Below are 14,981 nucleotides of genomic sequence, written 5' to 3' on the forward strand. Positions count from 1 at the left end.
ACCGTCGAATTCGCTCGGCGCCGCCGAGCGAATCTGCGCAGTCGCAACTCAGCCCCCGCGACCTCCCGAGGATTCATACATGCCACCGCTTCGTTCACGGACAACCACCATCGGCCGCAATGCCGCAGGCGCTCGCGCACTGTGGCGCGCCACCGGTATGACCGACTCCGACTTCGGCAAGCCGATCGTCGCCATCGCGAACTCCTACACCCAGTTCGTGCCGGGGCACGTACATCTGAAGAACGTCGGCGAGATCGTGGCCGACGCGGTGCGCGCCGCGGGCGGTGTGCCGCGTGAGTTCCACACCATCGCGGTCGACGACGGCATCGCCATGGGTCACGGCGGCATGCTCTACTCGCTGCCTTCGCGCGAAATCATTGCCGACTCGGTCGAGTACATGGCGAACGCGCACACCGCCGACGCGCTGGTGTGCATCTCCAACTGCGACAAGATCACTCCCGGCATGCTCAATGCCGCAATGCGCCTGAACATTCCGGCCGTGTTCGTCTCCGGCGGTCCGATGGAGGCAGGCAAGGCGGTTGTCGTCGGCGGTGTCGCGCAGGCACCGACCGATCTGATCACCGCGATCGCGGCCAGCGCCAATATGAACGTCAGCGAGGAAGGGTTGAGCGAGGTCGAGCGCAGTGCGTGTCCGACCTGTGGCTCCTGTTCCGGCATGTTCACCGCGAACTCGATGAACTGCCTCACCGAGGCGCTCGGACTCGCGTTGCCCGGCAACGGTTCCACGCTGGCCACCCACCAGGCTCGGCACGCGCTGTTCGAGCGCGCGGGCAAGGTGATCGTGGACATCGCGAATCGCTGGTACCGCGAGGACGATGCGTCGGTACTGCCGCGGAATGTGGCCAACGCCAAGGCCTTCCGCAACGCGATGGCACTCGACGTCGCGATGGGCGGCTCCACCAACACGGTGCTGCACACGCTGGCCGCCGCACAAGAGGGTGAGATCGACTTCGATCTGCACACGATCGAGGAGACCAGCCGCCAGGTGCCGACCCTGTCCAAGGTCTCCCCCAACTCCGACTACCACATGGAAGATGTGCACCGAGCCGGCGGCATCCCCGCCATCCTCGGCGAGCTGCGGCGCGCGGGCCTGCTGGAGACCGACGTCAGCACGGTGCACACCAAGAGCTTCGACGAGTGGCTCGACACCTGGGATATCCGCTCCGGCAAGGCTTCCGAGGAGGCCATCGAGCTGTTCCACGCCGCGCCCGGTGGCGTGCGCACGACCGAGCCGTTCTCCACGAACAACCGCTGGTCCTCGCTGGACACCGACGCCGAGGGCGGCTGCATCCGTGACCTCGAGCATGCCTACACCAAAGAAGGCGGCCTGGTCGTGCTGCGCGGCAATATCGCCGTCGACGGCGCTGTCCTCAAGACCGCCGGCATCGACGAGGAGCTGTTCTCGTTCCAGGGTCCCGCGGTGGTCGTCGAATCTCAGGAAGCGGCCGTCTCGGCGATCCTCGGCAAGAAGATCAAGCCGGGCGACGTGATCGTGGTGCGCTACGAGGGCCCGAAGGGCGGGCCCGGCATGCAAGAGATGTTGCACCCCACCGCCTTCCTGAAGGGTGCGGGCCTCGGCAAGGAGTGCGCGCTGATCACCGACGGCCGCTTCTCCGGCGGCACCTCGGGTCTGTCGATCGGCCACATGTCCCCCGAGGCCGCGGGCGGCGGCGCGATCGGCCTGATCGAGGACGGCGACCAGATTCGCATCGACGTCACCACCCGCACCCTCGAGGTGCTCGTCGACGATGCCGTCCTGGCCGAGCGTCGCGCGAAAATGGAAGCGTCCGAACGCCCCTGGCAGCCCGTCGACCGCGTCCGCCCCGTCACCACGGCCCTGCGCGCCTACGCCGCTCTCGCCACCTCGGCCGACAAGGGCGCTGTTCGCTACGTCCCGTAGCAGCTCGCCCGAACGGCGCCCCATGTCGAACGACAGGGGGCGCCGTTTTCGTTGGGCGGAACCTTCGTCCCGCGCTGCTGCACGAACGAGCGGCGGAGAGCGTTACTCGACGTTGGCTGCGGCCATATCCCGTTCGGCGGCAAGCCGACCGGCAACGAACAACGACCCCTGGAGCCGCCTCCATTGGCAGACACCAGAATCCAAGCGCTTCGCTGATGAACGGGACATGACCGAGCGGTCTACTCGACACGTGCCGTAGCCATGTCCCGTCACCGACGAACGAACGGCATCCCTCATATCGGTCAGGGGGACGCCGTTCGCTATCGATCCATATGCGGGACCAGACAACTGATCTGGCAAGTACATGGGTAACTCACCACGCACGCTGGGAGGTCAGCCGAGCACCAGGCACAGGACGTGGACGCGAGCCTCGCGGCACCGACCGGTACGACCTGAATATTCGGGGATGCGGACTACCAGGGACCGATGCCGATCAAGGGGTTGCCACCGTGCAGCCAGATCCAGGTGCCGACGGCGGCGGCGATGGCGAGGATCAGGACGGCGAAGGAGCCGTAGGCGGGGCGGGTGGCCCAGCCGCGGTTGCGGTCGAAAGACAGGCGACCCGGTCCGGTCAGGATGATCACTGCGGCGGCGCCCGCCAGGATGGATTCCAGTTCGACGCCGGTGGCGACCTTGTATTGGAAGCCGGGAAGCATGCCCTGCTTCCAAGCCCACGCGTCCAGGATGACCGCGAGCACGGCGCCCGCGGCGAGCGGGGTGGCCAGGCCGAGGACGAGCAGTCCGCCGCCGCCGAGCTCGCCGGCCGTCACGAGGATGGTGGCCATCGTCGGGTGGTCCCATCCGCCGTTGGCCATCATGTCGCGGGTGCCGTCCAGGCCGGGCCCGTGGAACCAACCGGCGAGCTTCATCAGGCCGTGGTAGATGAAGGTGCCGCCGATGACCAGGCGCAGCACGAACAGTCCCAGATCGAGGGTGCCGCGGCGATTGTCACCGTTGCGACGGCGCAGCGGTCGACTCGGCTCGCTCGGCGGGTTCGCGGCGGGCGGGATGCTGGCGTACGCGTAGGCGGGTGCAGTGTCTGCCTGGTTCGCCTGCTCGCCGACTGCGGGGACCTCGGGGTCGAGACCGAGCTCGTCGTCCGTGCGCGGCACGTCCTTGGTCAGCTCGGGGCCCTTCCCCAGCGAAGAGAGCTGTTCGGTCGGTGAATCGAACGGGCTGCTCACACCGCTGCCGGTGGTCGAAACCGCCTCCTGCTCCGCCGTCGACGGCGGCGTGCCGCCTGCGGATCCGGTGGCCGCAGGTGTGTCATTCGACTTGTCGGTCATGACGCCCCCTCGCCGACACTCGGCTCGGGCGCGCTCGACGCGCACTGTGACATGGTTTCCTCGCTCACGACCGCACCTCACCCATGTTCGGCTCCGGCGCGCGCGAGGCGCACTGTGTTGATCGTTCGCTCACAGACTCGCTCACGGCTTAACACCCTATGCCGCCGCGGGCGACGACGGGCGGTCTGCAAGCAACGGCGTGTCAGCATCCGGGGTTTTCGGGCGACAACACCCGACCCGGGAGGGGCGCGGCGGCCAGTGTTTCCGTAACGTCTGAACCATGAGTTTGGTTGTCGCGGGCCGCGTCGCCCTGAGCTTGGCGCTCGGCTCCGTCCTGCTGGCAGGCTGCGCCCGGTTCGATGATTCAGCTTCCAGTCCGTTCACCCCCGAGCCGACCGTCAATCCCGCCGACCCCAAACCGCCCAAGCAGCCGCCGACCCCGGGCGCTCGCCCGACCGGGCCGTGCATCGACCCCGACCCGGCGGTCGTGGCGACCTGCCTGGACACCACCGGCGGTCTGATCGCCCTCGGCGACAGCGCACTGGTGGCCGAGCGGCGCACCGGACGCATCCTGAAGGTGGTACCGGTGGACCCGAGCAGCCCGCAGGAAACTCCGACGGAGGTCGCGCGCGTCGACGTGGACGGCTCCGGCGACGGCGGGCTCTCCGACATCGCACTCTCCCCGACCTTTCGCGAGGACGGGTTGATTTACGCCTACATCACGACCGCCACCGACAATCGGGTTGTCCGCATTGCGGAGGGCGGCCCGCCGAAGGCGATCCTGACCGGAATCCCCAAGGGCGCCACCGGTAACCACGGTTCGATCGAGTTCGTCACACCGACGCAGATGCTGGTGTTGACCGGCGATGCGGGCAATCCGAGCGCTGCCGTGTCACCGTCCTCGCTGGGCGGCAAACTGCTGCGGGTCAACTCCCCCGCGCCCGGGTCGACGGCGGAGGTCGTGGTGTCGGGCATCGGCACCGCGGGCGATGTCTGTGGCGACGGCAAGGACAGCGTCTGGATCACCGACCGCACCGCGACCGAGGACCGCCTGCAACTGCTCGCCAAAGACAGCACTGTCACCACCGCGTGGACCTGGCCCGACCGTCCCGGCGTCGCAGGATGCGCGGCGGCCAGCGACGGCGTTGCTATCGCACTGACCGGAGCGAAAGCGGTGGCGATCGCCGTCGCCGACCCGAATACGCACGCGGTGACCTCCTCGCCCAGCCTCATCGCACAGGACAAGTACGGACAGCTCGGCGGCGCGGCGGCCGGCGGCGACGGCACCATCTGGGTGGCGACGGTCAACAAGACCGATGGTCAGCCCGGACCGTTCGACGACCGCGTAGTGCGGATCCCGCCGCCGCAGGGCGGTGGCGGGTCGGACTGACCGCACGATGCCGATCGGGCCGCAACACCTGGTGTTGCGGCCCGATTCTATTGCGGCAGGAAGTAATTCAGCCCGAACTCAGCCGCAGGCGGCGAGCACGAGTTCGCGCACCCGGGCGGCGTCGGCCTGCCCGCGGGTGGCCTTCATGACATCACCGACGATCTTGCCCGCGGCCTGGACCTTGCCGGAGCGGATCCGATCGGCGATGTCCGGGTTCGCGGCGAGCGCCTTCTCGACCTCGGCCTGCAACGCGCTGTCGTCGCTGACCATGCCCAGCCCCTTGGCGGCCACGATCTCGGCCGGGTTGCCCTCGCCCGCCAGCACGAAGTCGACGACCTGCTTGGCAACCTTGTTGTTCACCGTCTTCGCCTCGACCAGCTTGATCACCTCGGCGACCTGGGCGGGCGTGATGGGCAGGTCCTCCAGCGAAACCTCACGCTCCTTGGCCTTTTCGGTGAGGTAGGCAACCCACCAGGAGCGGGCCTCATTGGCCGGGGCGCCCGCGTCGACGGTGGCGATGATGAAGTCGAGCGCGCCCGCGTTGACGAGGTCACGCATCACCTCATCCGACAGCTCCCAGTCGGCCTGGATCCTGGCGCGGCGCAACCACGGGTACTCGGGAATGGTGGTACGCAGCTGCTCCACCCAGTCCGTTTCGGGCGCAACGGGTTCCAGATCGGGCTCGGGGAAGTAGCGGTAGTCCTCCGCGGTTTCCTTGACCCGGCCCGGCGAGGTGCTGCCGTCCGCCTCGTGGAAGTGGCGGGTCTCCTGCACGATGCTCAGACCCTCGGCCAAGCGCGCGGCCTGACGCCGCATTTCGAAGCGAACCGCGACCTCGACACTCTTGAGCGAGTTCACGTTCTTGGTCTCGGTGCGGGTGCCGAATTCCTGTGCGCCGACGGGCATCAGCGACACGTTGGCATCGCAGCGCAGCGAGCCCTGCTCCATCTTGACGTCAGAGACGCCGAGCGACTTCAGCACCTCACGCAGGGCGGTCACGTAGGCGCGTGCCACCTCCGGCGCACGCTCCCCCGAGCCGGTGATCGGCTTGGTGACGATCTCGATCAGCGGCACACCGGCCCGGTTGTAGTCCAGCAGTGAGTGACTCGCGCCGTGGATGCGACCGGTCGCACCACCGACGTGCAGCGACTTGCCCGTGTCCTCTTCCATGTGCGCACGCTCGATCTCGACGCGGAAGACGCTGCCGTCGTCGAGCACCACATCCAGGTGGCCTTCGGTGGCGATCGGCTCGTCGTACTGGCTGATCTGGTAGTTCTTGGGCTGATCGGGGTAGAAGTAGTTCTTGCGCGCGAACCGGCCCCACGGGGTGATCGAACAGTTCAGCGCCAGCCCGATCCGGATCGCCGACTCGACCGCCTTCTCGTTCACCACCGGCAGCGAGCCCGGCAGTCCGAGGCACACCGGGCACACCTGAGTGTTCGGTTCCGCGCCGAACTCGGTGGGGCAACCGCAGAACATTTTGGTCGCGGTATTCAGCTCGACGTGAACCTCCATGCCCAGCACCGGCTCGAACCGGGCGATGACATCGGCATAGTCCATCAGGTCGTCGGAGGGTGCGCTCATGGCGATAAGTCTATTCACCCGCCCGCCGTCGGATTCCGAGGGTTCCTGCGGCCGATCCGGCGGCGGCTACCAGCCACTATCGGCAGCCACGTCGATCACCGTCGGGTGTCGGAGTGGCTGCGATTACTTCGGCGGTATCCGCTGGGTCAGCCAGGTGGTGACGTAGGTCAGCACCTCTGGCGAGATGGTGGTCTCGATATTGTTGTATTCGCTGGGCAGGCCGGTCTCGGTGGGCTGCATAAGGTGGTTGAGGCCGGGGAAGGTGAGCACCGTCGCGTCGGGGTCGGCGGCGAGGTTGTCACGCATCGGCTGTTCGTTCTGGGCGGCGGGAACCTGGAGGTCTTTGCCACCGTAGAAGGCGAGGACCGGCACACGCAGCGCCTTCAGCGCGGGTGCCGGATCGTAGGCGACCAAAGCCGCGAAGTACGGGGTGATCTGGGCTTCGAGGTCGGCTGCCTTGGCACGCTTGTCCGCCGGGAGGGTGGCGTTCTGTTCGCGGGCCAGTTTCTTGGCACCCTCGATATCGCCGGTCCGCAGCAGGGCGGTAACCGCGGTGGTGTCGCGGACCTGCGCGCCCAGTTCGTCGGGCGGGGTGCCCTGTGCCGCGCCGATCAGTTGTGTCTGCTCGTTCACCACATCGGCGCCGACCACGGACGGGCCTGCCATCGCGATGACGAACGCGACACCACTGTCGGGGCGCGAGGCCGCCAGTGGCGCGAGGTAGCCGCCCTCGCTGTGGCCGAACAGTCCGACCCGAGCCTGGTCGATGCCCGGACGGCCGCGCAGGAAACTCACACCTGCCGCGGCATCGCCCGACAGGTCGGTGTAGTTCGCTGCGTCGAGGTTGCCGCCGGTGCCGCCGACACCGCGGTCGTCGGTGCGCAGCACCGCGTACCCCGCGCGGGTCAGGGTGTTCGCGAGGAGCAGGAACGGCTTGTGGCCCATCAGTGTCTCGTCACGATCCTGGGGGCCGCTACCGCTGATCAGCAGCACCGCAGGGAAGGGTCCGTTGCCCTGCGGCTGGGTGAGCGTGCCCGCGATGGTGATGTCACCGCTGCGGTAGGTGATGTCCTCGGAGCGGTACGGGAAAGGCGGTTTCGGCTCCTGTGGCCGTGGGAGCGGAGCGACCTTGCCGCGCTCCATCGCCAACACGAAACTCTGCCCGCCCTGGATGAAGTCACCGGTGATCTTGCCCGCGCCTGCGTCGTACCTGCCGTGGAACTTCGGGTCACCCGGGATGTCGGCGATGGCGAATTCCACCGCGTCACGGTCGGTCTTCACGTCCTTCAGCGGTGTCTCGTGCACACCCTGCACGGGGATATCGATAGTGGCGGTGCCGTCGTCGGCGAAGCTCACCCCGATCTCGATCGGCTTCCCCGGGGTCTGGATCATCCCCCTCCAGTCACCGGTCACCGGGTTCGGCGGGTTGTCGGATTCCGACGAACACCCGGCCACCACGGCGGCAACGACAAACAGAACGAACGCGATCACTCGTCCATTGCGCATAGCCACCACAGTACCGACGCCGCGACATTCATCGGATGAATCAACGGGCAGCGGCGTGCAATCGGTCGGCCCGACCCGTATACAGCGAACCGCGACCTCGATGAGTACGGCTCGCTGCGGCGGATGCGAGCGCCTCGGGTTCAGCCGAAGAATGCCTCCGCTTCGCGGTAGCGGTCTTCGGGGACCCGCTTCAACTGCTTGGTGGCCTCCGACAGCGGGACCAGGTCGATCGATGTGCCACGCAGGGAGACCATTTGGCCGAAGTGTCCCGCGTGCACGGCTTCGGCGGCGTGTAGGCCGAAGCGGGTGGCGAGGACGCGGTCGTAGGGGGTCGGGCTGCCGCCGCGCTGGACGTGGCCGAGGACGGTGGTACGGACTTCCTTGCCGATGCGGCGTTCGATTTCGGCGCCGAGCTGCTGGGCGACGCCGGTGAAGCGTTCGTGACCGAACTCGTCGATACCGCCCTCGCGCAGCGCGAATCCGGAATCCGGCGCCGGGTGCGCGCCCTCGGCGACAACGCAGATGAAGTGCTTGTCGCCGCGCTGGAAGCGGCGCTTGATCATGGTGCACACCTCGTCCACGTCGAACGGCACCTCGGGCACCAGGGTCAGGTGCGCGCCTGCGGCCATGCCTGCGTGGATGGCGATCCAGCCCGCGTGGCGTCCCATCACCTCGACGAGCATCACACGCTGATGCGATTCCGCGGTGGTGTGCAGCCGGTCGATTGCCTCGGTGGCGATAGAGAGTGCGGTGTCGTGGCCGAACGTGACGTCGGTGCAGTCGATGTCGTTGTCGATGGTCTTGGGCACCCCGACCACGGGGACCCCTTCGTCGGACAGCCAGCTCGCAGCGGTGAGTGTGCCTTCGCCGCCGATCGGGATGAGCGCCTCGATGCCGTTGTCGTCGAGGGTCTGCCTGATCTGTCCGAGCCCGGCGCGCAGCATGTCCGGATTGGTGCGTGCGGTGCCGAGCATGGTGCCGCCCTTGGTGAGCAGCCGGTCGGTGCGATCGTCGTTGAGGATCGGGATCTTCCGGTCCTCCAATAGACCACGCCAGCCGTCCTGGAAGCCGATGATCGCGTCTCCGTAGCGGCCGTTCGCTGTGCGAACGACGGCGCGGATGACCGCGTTCAGTCCTGGGCAGTCTCCGCCTCCGGTCAAGACTCCGATGCGCATGGCCGATATCTTGCCCCGCACCGCGGGACGGTAGGGCCCCGCCCCCGTGAACCCTGGGTTACGGAAACGGTCAGTAGACATAGACAATCGCATTCTCGCCGCCGGTGCAGGTGACGAACTCGTGGCCGGCTGTGCATTCCATGGTGTAGTCCCGTTCCTTGGCCTGGCTGTAGGCGACTATCGAGCGAGTGCTTCCCGCCTCGCTGACGCCGCCCGCATAAACTTTGCGCACTTCCTCGGCAAAGGGGCAACTGGTGACCTCGTTGCCTACCGCCGACGAACTGAATCGACCGAACGCCTGTAGGTCTCCCCCATGCCCCCTCTACCGAGCAACGAACGCACTCGTAGGGACCCAATCGCGTCTCGGCCCTCGACTGCGTGACGTCCACCCGTTACCTCCACCTTGCGGATGCGCCTGCGAGCACCGCAAACCAGGGGTCCCGCAACCTCACCCGATAGTCGCGATTGTCAGGTGTTGTCGTTACCCGGTCAAGTCAGGAGCAGGCGCCGCCGGAAAGTTCATCGAGGTGCTGTGACATCAGCGTCGCCAACTTGTCCAGTACCGTCATTCCGTCCGAGAACGCACCCGAATCGGGTTGTGCAGCAATAGCGACGGCGATCTGACCACCCGGCGTCGGCACCAGCCCGAACTGCCGCACCAGGTATGCGCCGGAGAGGTCGGGACCCCAGCCGCCCTTGAATTCGGCGCCGGTGAACGCGCCCAGTCCCCAGCGCTGGTTGGGCGTGATCTGCTCCATCAGCGTGATGACGTTCCCCGTCTGCGGCAGGCACGGCAGCCGCGACACGAAGCGAACCTGGTCGGCCAGCGTCCACTCCGCCTGACCGAATGCCGAGTGCTCGGATCTGGTCCTCGTCGGCGGCACCGTGGTCCTGGTGTCACCGCCCTCACGCAGCACGGCCTCCACCGCCTTCGCCGCTTCCTGACCGCTGCCCAGCGATTGCCACAGAGTGTCGGCGGCCGCATTGTCCGAGGCGGTGATCGCCGCGGTGGCAGCATAGGTCGAGTTCGCGGAATTGCGGCGCAACGCGGCAACCGTCAGTGGGACCTTCATGGTCGACCAGGCGGGGCCGGTGGTCCAGTCACCGAAGGTGACCATTTTGTCGCCGCCGACCGGCATGATCGCCATGCCGACATGGCCGCGCAGGCCCGCCTGCAGTTCGACGAATCCGGCGGCGAGCGTGCCGGGAATGGTCATCGACAGATGCTGCTGGTCGGTGTGCGCCGCGGCCTGGGTGATGCTCGACGGCGGCGCCGGCGAGTTCGCACCGGAACCGGTCCCACAGGCGGTCAGCGGAAGCAGCGTGACCAGCGCCGCGGCGCCGAAAACCGTTCGGAAGTGCCTGGATCGATCAGTAGACATACACCACCGCGTTCTCACCGCCGCTGCACGTGACCACTTGGCCCTCTGCGACGCAATTCATCGTGTAAGTCCGGCCGGTGACCGGGCTTGTCGCCACCACCGAGCGTGGTGCGCGTGAGACGTTGGCGGTGGCGGACTCGGCGTAAGCCCTGCGGACCTCTTCTGCGAACTCGCAACTGGTTACCTGGCTGCCCGCGGCCACCCGGGTGAATGCCCCACGCCCGGGCCCGCCTGCCGAGCAGGGGCGCGCGCTCTCGGGCAGCGCGACCGGAGTGGACGACGTGGGCGCGGAGGTCGTCGTGGGCGCTGTCGAGGTGCTGGGTGTGCTGCTGTTGCGGGTCGTCGGCGCCACCGACGCCCCGGCCTCGACGCCGGTGGCAGAGGTCCCTGAGTCGCTGGAGCCGAGCAGCTGCCAGCCCACTACACCGCCGACCGAAAGCACGACGACGGCGAGCACACCGATCAGGATCGGCGTCACGATCGATCGCCGCTGCGGTGGCGGGAAGTACGGGTCCGCTGCCGAATCCGGCCCGTAGTAATCGTCGTCGTCGTCATAGTCGCCGGGAGACACATAGTCTTCGCGGGCGCGAGAATCGGCCGCCGCCGAATAGTCGGGTGCGCGCAAGTCACGACCTGCGGCGTGCTGCGGTTGGTACGCCTGCTGGAAAAGCGAATTCGACGGGCTACCGGAGAACTGTTGGGGATCCGAAAAAGGCTGTGCCTCGGGATAGAACGGCCGCTCAGGACGCTGCGGCGCCTCGTACCGCTGCGTTTCCTGGGCCTGCTGTGGATCCGAATACTGTTGTGCACCAGGATGTTGGTCCGCGAACGGAGGCGGTCCGGAATTCGGCTGCGGTACTGCATAGTGCTGCGGGTCCGCGTATTGCTGCGCGCCGGGATGTTGCGCATCCGAATACGGCTGCGGCTGCGAGTACTGCTCGCTTTCCTGATACAGATGCGCATCCGGAAAAGGCCGAACGGGCGGCTGCTGCGTCGGCTGATAGGGCGCGGGCGGTCCGAACGGCGACCCCGCAGGCTGTTGCGGCGGCAGCGGCGTGAACTGGAGGTCGGTCTGAGTCACCACTGTCGGGCCGGTGGGGTGGATCACCAGCTCGCCCGTCGTCTCCGGCGGAATGAAGGCCGAATGCCGTTGCACCAGGGTGGGATCGGACTGACCGAAGGTCGCGGGGTCCGGCGCACGCACCACGAACGTGGGACTGCTCGCCGTCGCCGGGCTGCCAAGGGCAGCTCGGGCGGCCCGCGCCAAATCCGCCGCCGTGGGATACCGGTCGGCGGGGTCCTTGGCCATGCCGCGGGCGATCACCGCGTCCATCGAGGCCGGGATCCCCGGCCGCTGCACGCTCGGTCGCGGTGGCGGCTCGGACAGGTGCGAGCGGATCAGCACACTCATGCTCGCCACCGGGAAGGGAGTTGATCCGGTGAGGCACTCGTGCAGCACACAGGCCAGCGAATAGATGTCGGCGCGGCCGGTCACCGGGCCGACGTCGAACCGCTCCGGCGCCATGTAGGTATAGGAGCCGATGGCCATCCCGACCTGGGTCATCGCGCTGTCGCCCTCGGTATGGGCGATGCCGAAGTCGACGAGATAGGCGAAATCCGCGTCGGTCACCAGGATGTTGGCGGGCTTGACGTCGCGGTGCACCAGGCCGTCGGCGTGTGCGGCGTCCAAGCCCGCGGCGATCTGCTCGATGATCCCGATCGCGCGTTCGGCGCTCAACGCCCCCTGGTGGCGCAGCAACGAACGCAGATCTATGCCGGGCACCAGGCGCATGTCGATGAACAGCACGCCATCGATCACGCCCCAATCGTGGATGGGGATGATGTGCGGCTCGGCCAGTCGTGCGGCGGCCTGTGATTCGCGCCGGAAGCGCACCTGGTAGGCCGGGTCCTGGGCTAGCTCCTCCGAGAGCAGCTTCACCGCAACCACGCGGTCCTTCACCGCGTCGTAGGCCTCGTAGACCTCGCCCATGCCGCCTTTGCCGAGTAGCGAGCGCAGCTCATACGGCCCGAATCGACTTCCGACCCTCCGACCTGGTCCGTCCACCCCGTCATTCCTCCACATCCTGGGCCGAGATCACGCACCGCCAATCACGTCGGTTCGCGACCGGGTTCTGCCCGTCGAACAGTGGATTCTCCTGGTGATACCACCCCGTGGTCAAACGCAAACACGATTGCGGCGGCCCGATCGCGCAGCTCGAGCTTGCCGAATATGTGTCCGACATGGCTTTTCACGGTGACTTCCGAGATGCCGAGTTCACGAGCGATCTCGGTGTTGACTCGGCCGCGGCCGATCAGTTCGAGCACTTCGTACTCGCGTACGGTCAGCTCCGCGAGCCGGGAGTCATGGGGGCGCACGGGTCGCACGGTGCGGTAGGCGGTGAGCACCCGGCCGGTGACCGCGGGGTCGAGCCAGGCTCCGCCCGCGGCCACTGTCCGCACCGCGCGGATCAGATCCTCGGCGGGCGAATCCTTGAGGATGAATCCGGCCGCCCCCGCGCGCAGCGCACCCGACAGCAACTGGTCGTCGTCGAAGGTGGTGAGCACGAGAACCGGCGGGGCGTCGTCTTTGGTATGCAGCATTCGCGTGGCATCGATGCCGCCGATGCGTTTCATACGCAGGTCCATGAGAACAACGTCGGGGCGTCCGTTCACGAGTGCGGCAGGCACTTCGTCCCCGTCCGCGCATTCCGTGACGACGAAACCGTCCCGCCGGCGCAGGATTCGCCGCAGTCCACCGCGAACGAGTTCCTGATCATCGACGACCAGAACGGCGACCTCGTCATTGGCCGGTCCCAGTGAGCTCACGCGCCCTCCCGCGCCGAGGTCTGGCCGAGTAGCGAGCACCACGGCCCGGATCGTCCTGCCAGCGGGAACTGCGCGCGCACCGACCAGCCGTCGTCGAAGGGACCGGCAGTGATCCGGCCGCCGAGTAATTCGGCCCGCTGTGCCATACCGGACAGCCCCATCCCGTGTCCTCGATTCGCCGGCAAGCCCCCGGGCAGTGTGTTGTTCACGACGAGGGTCACCGCGGCGGCGTCCACCGCGAGCCCTACCGTCACCGACGCGCCCGGCGCGTGTTTGACGACATTGGCCAGTGACTCCTGCCCGATCCGGTACAGCGCGAGCCCGACCGCCGCCGACACCGCGCCCAGGTCGGCGGTGCCGGTGTAGCGGACATCCAGTCCCGCGCGCACGAAATCACCGACCAGATCCTCGATGTCCTCGACGCCGGGTTCCGGAGCCTGCTTCGAGGGCGCTACGTCGAGCAGGCCGATGGTGCGCCGGATGTCGGCCATGGCCTGCCTGCCGAGCCGCTCCGCATCGACGAGCGCCTCGACCGCGTCGTCGACATCGCGATCGGTCTGCAGCGCGTGCCGCGCCGCGGTGAGATGCAGCAGCGTGATGCTCAGCGAGTGCGCGATCACATCGTGCACCTCGCGAGCGATCCTGCGACGCTCCTCGTCGGCGGCCCGAGCCGCCCGAATGTCCTGGAACTCACGTTCCTGGTACAGGAATCGGCGTTGGTACTGCATCATCACACCGACCAGCCAGCCCAGCGCGATCCCGAGGATGTACATCGGCAGGCCTTCCAGCCGCTCACCCGTCGGGCTCCACTGCAGATTTCCCGCCACGTCGAAGGCAAGCAGTTCCACCATCGCGACAACGCCGAAGAACACGCTGGCGCGCTTGGGTGCGATGGCGGCTATCTCGCCGACACTCACGATGAGAACGAACGGGGCGAAGTCCCCCGACACCGGCTGGATCAGGAACATTGCCGTCGCCGCCATCCCGGAGCATGCGACGATCCACGGCCACGGACGCACGCCGAATATGCAGAACAGCGGCGAGGCGATGAACATCACCAGCACGGCCAGCACTGGCACTGCCGTCGGGAAGTAGCTGTGCCGTTGCGCCGTCGCCGCGACGCCGACCAGAAACAGCGCCACATCGGCGCTGACGATCAAAGAGGGTGGGTAGTCGAACGGGAGTTCTTCGATGTTCTGCCTGGCCACCGCGATGGGGTGGCGCGCGAACGCGACGGTGCGTGACCAGACGGTCCCGGTCTCCCGGAACGGAATCGCCGGTCCGCCCGCAGGCGAGATCATGGCGCGGGTCACATCCATCATCCCAGGCTAACCGCCCGATCGGCCCTGGTCATCGTCCCTGGAGCGGTCCGACCCTCCTACCACGGGCGGAGATCGATTCGGGTCCGTGGCACGACGACAGCGCTTTTCGGCGTCCGTAGCGTGAACGGCATCCGCTCCGCGTTGCGTCATCCGCGGCCGGAGACGAACACATTCACGGAAGGCGAATGCCATGTCTTGGGAAGATCAGCACGCCCGAACCGACATTGTGCACACCGTGCTCACCCGCGCGGCCGTCGATCCGGACAGTCCAGACCTGTTCTCGGAAATCCCGGGGCTGGAACGGCTCTTCGGCGGCCCGGACGGCCTCTTGCTCGCACTCCGGTATCGGTGGAACCTACATCTCGACGCGAAAATGGAGCAGGCTCTGCTGGAGGGGAAGTCTGCTGTCGAGGTCTACCTCGAGCTCGCCTCGGAACAACCAGCGCTGCGGGCGGTGCTCGACGCGCACCATCGTCGCAGCAACCTGACGTCGCGGGCCATGGCGGGATAGACAACGAAAGAAAGTGGG

General features: G+C 67.4%; 12 protein-coding genes. 3 read left to right on the top strand and 9 right to left on the bottom strand.

Going from position 1 to position 14,981, the window contains the following annotated elements; genetic code table 11:
* The first annotated feature begins 79 nt into the window (after positions 1-79).
* A complete protein-coding gene (gene ilvD, locus ACLMAL_RS17290) occupies positions 80-1,921 on the top strand; it encodes a dihydroxy-acid dehydratase (protein WP_411999990.1) in 1,842 nt (613 codons plus the stop codon).
* Between the two features lie 473 nt (positions 1,922-2,394).
* Here the strand turns inward: ilvD and ACLMAL_RS17295 are convergent, their stop codons facing one another.
* Positions 2,395-3,267, bottom strand: coding sequence for a DoxX family protein (locus tag ACLMAL_RS17295; RefSeq protein WP_411999991.1), 873 nt, complete (start codon positions 3,265-3,267; stop codon positions 2,395-2,397).
* Positions 3,268-3,547: 280 nt separating this feature from the next.
* Between ACLMAL_RS17295 and ACLMAL_RS17300 the strand changes: the two genes are divergently transcribed.
* A complete protein-coding gene (locus tag ACLMAL_RS17300) occupies positions 3,548-4,657 on the top strand; it encodes a PQQ-dependent sugar dehydrogenase (protein WP_411999992.1) in 1,110 nt (369 codons plus the stop codon).
* Positions 4,658-4,735: 78 nt separating this feature from the next.
* On the opposite strand, the gene gatB is transcribed toward ACLMAL_RS17300, so the two are convergent.
* From gatB to ACLMAL_RS17340, 8 genes are all read right to left on the bottom strand, one after another.
* Positions 4,736-6,241 (bottom strand): Asp-tRNA(Asn)/Glu-tRNA(Gln) amidotransferase subunit GatB, encoded by a 1,506-nt coding sequence (gatB, locus tag ACLMAL_RS17305; protein WP_411999993.1) that lies wholly within the window; start codon positions 6,239-6,241, stop codon positions 4,736-4,738.
* A 123-nt stretch (positions 6,242-6,364) separates the two neighbouring features.
* Positions 6,365-7,747: an alpha/beta hydrolase family protein gene (locus tag ACLMAL_RS17310; RefSeq protein WP_411999994.1), complete on the bottom strand. Its 1,383-nt coding sequence runs from the start codon at positions 7,745-7,747 to the stop codon at positions 6,365-6,367.
* A 140-nt stretch (positions 7,748-7,887) separates the two neighbouring features.
* A complete protein-coding gene (locus tag ACLMAL_RS17315) occupies positions 7,888-8,922 on the bottom strand; it encodes an ATP-dependent 6-phosphofructokinase (RefSeq protein ID WP_328413287.1) in 1,035 nt (344 codons plus the stop codon).
* A 70-nt stretch (positions 8,923-8,992) separates the two neighbouring features.
* The gene (locus ACLMAL_RS17320) at positions 8,993-9,154 is read right to left on the bottom strand and encodes a hypothetical protein (RefSeq protein WP_411999995.1); all 162 of its coding nucleotides are present in this window, start codon (positions 9,152-9,154) and stop codon (positions 8,993-8,995) included.
* 262 nt (positions 9,155-9,416) lie between these two features.
* On the bottom strand, positions 9,417-10,304 hold the full coding sequence (locus tag ACLMAL_RS17325) for a hypothetical protein (protein WP_411999996.1): 888 nt from the start codon (positions 10,302-10,304) through the stop codon (positions 9,417-9,419).
* The gene (locus ACLMAL_RS17330; protein ID WP_411999997.1) at positions 10,294-12,369 is read right to left on the bottom strand and encodes a protein kinase domain-containing protein; all 2,076 of its coding nucleotides are present in this window, start codon (positions 12,367-12,369) and stop codon (positions 10,294-10,296) included. The genes ACLMAL_RS17325 and ACLMAL_RS17330 overlap by 11 nt, the downstream gene beginning before the upstream one ends.
* 44 nt (positions 12,370-12,413) lie before the next feature.
* Positions 12,414-13,130, bottom strand: coding sequence for a response regulator (locus ACLMAL_RS17335; RefSeq protein WP_411999998.1), 717 nt, complete (start codon positions 13,128-13,130; stop codon positions 12,414-12,416).
* Positions 13,127-14,449, bottom strand: a complete 1,323-nt coding sequence (locus ACLMAL_RS17340; RefSeq protein ID WP_411999999.1) for a sensor histidine kinase — start codon at positions 14,447-14,449, stop codon at positions 13,127-13,129. Before ACLMAL_RS17340 ends, ACLMAL_RS17335 begins: the two co-directional genes overlap by 4 nt.
* 193 nt (positions 14,450-14,642) lie before the next feature.
* Between ACLMAL_RS17340 and ACLMAL_RS17345 the strand changes: the two genes are divergently transcribed.
* The gene (locus tag ACLMAL_RS17345; protein ID WP_412000000.1) at positions 14,643-14,963 is read left to right on the top strand and encodes a hypothetical protein; all 321 of its coding nucleotides are present in this window, start codon (positions 14,643-14,645) and stop codon (positions 14,961-14,963) included.
* Positions 14,964-14,981: the final 18 nt, after the last annotated feature.

The sequence above is a fragment of the Nocardia sp. CWNU-33 genome, from assembly GCF_046764895.1.
In the GTDB taxonomy this organism is placed as follows: domain Bacteria; phylum Actinomycetota; class Actinomycetes; order Mycobacteriales; family Mycobacteriaceae; genus Nocardia.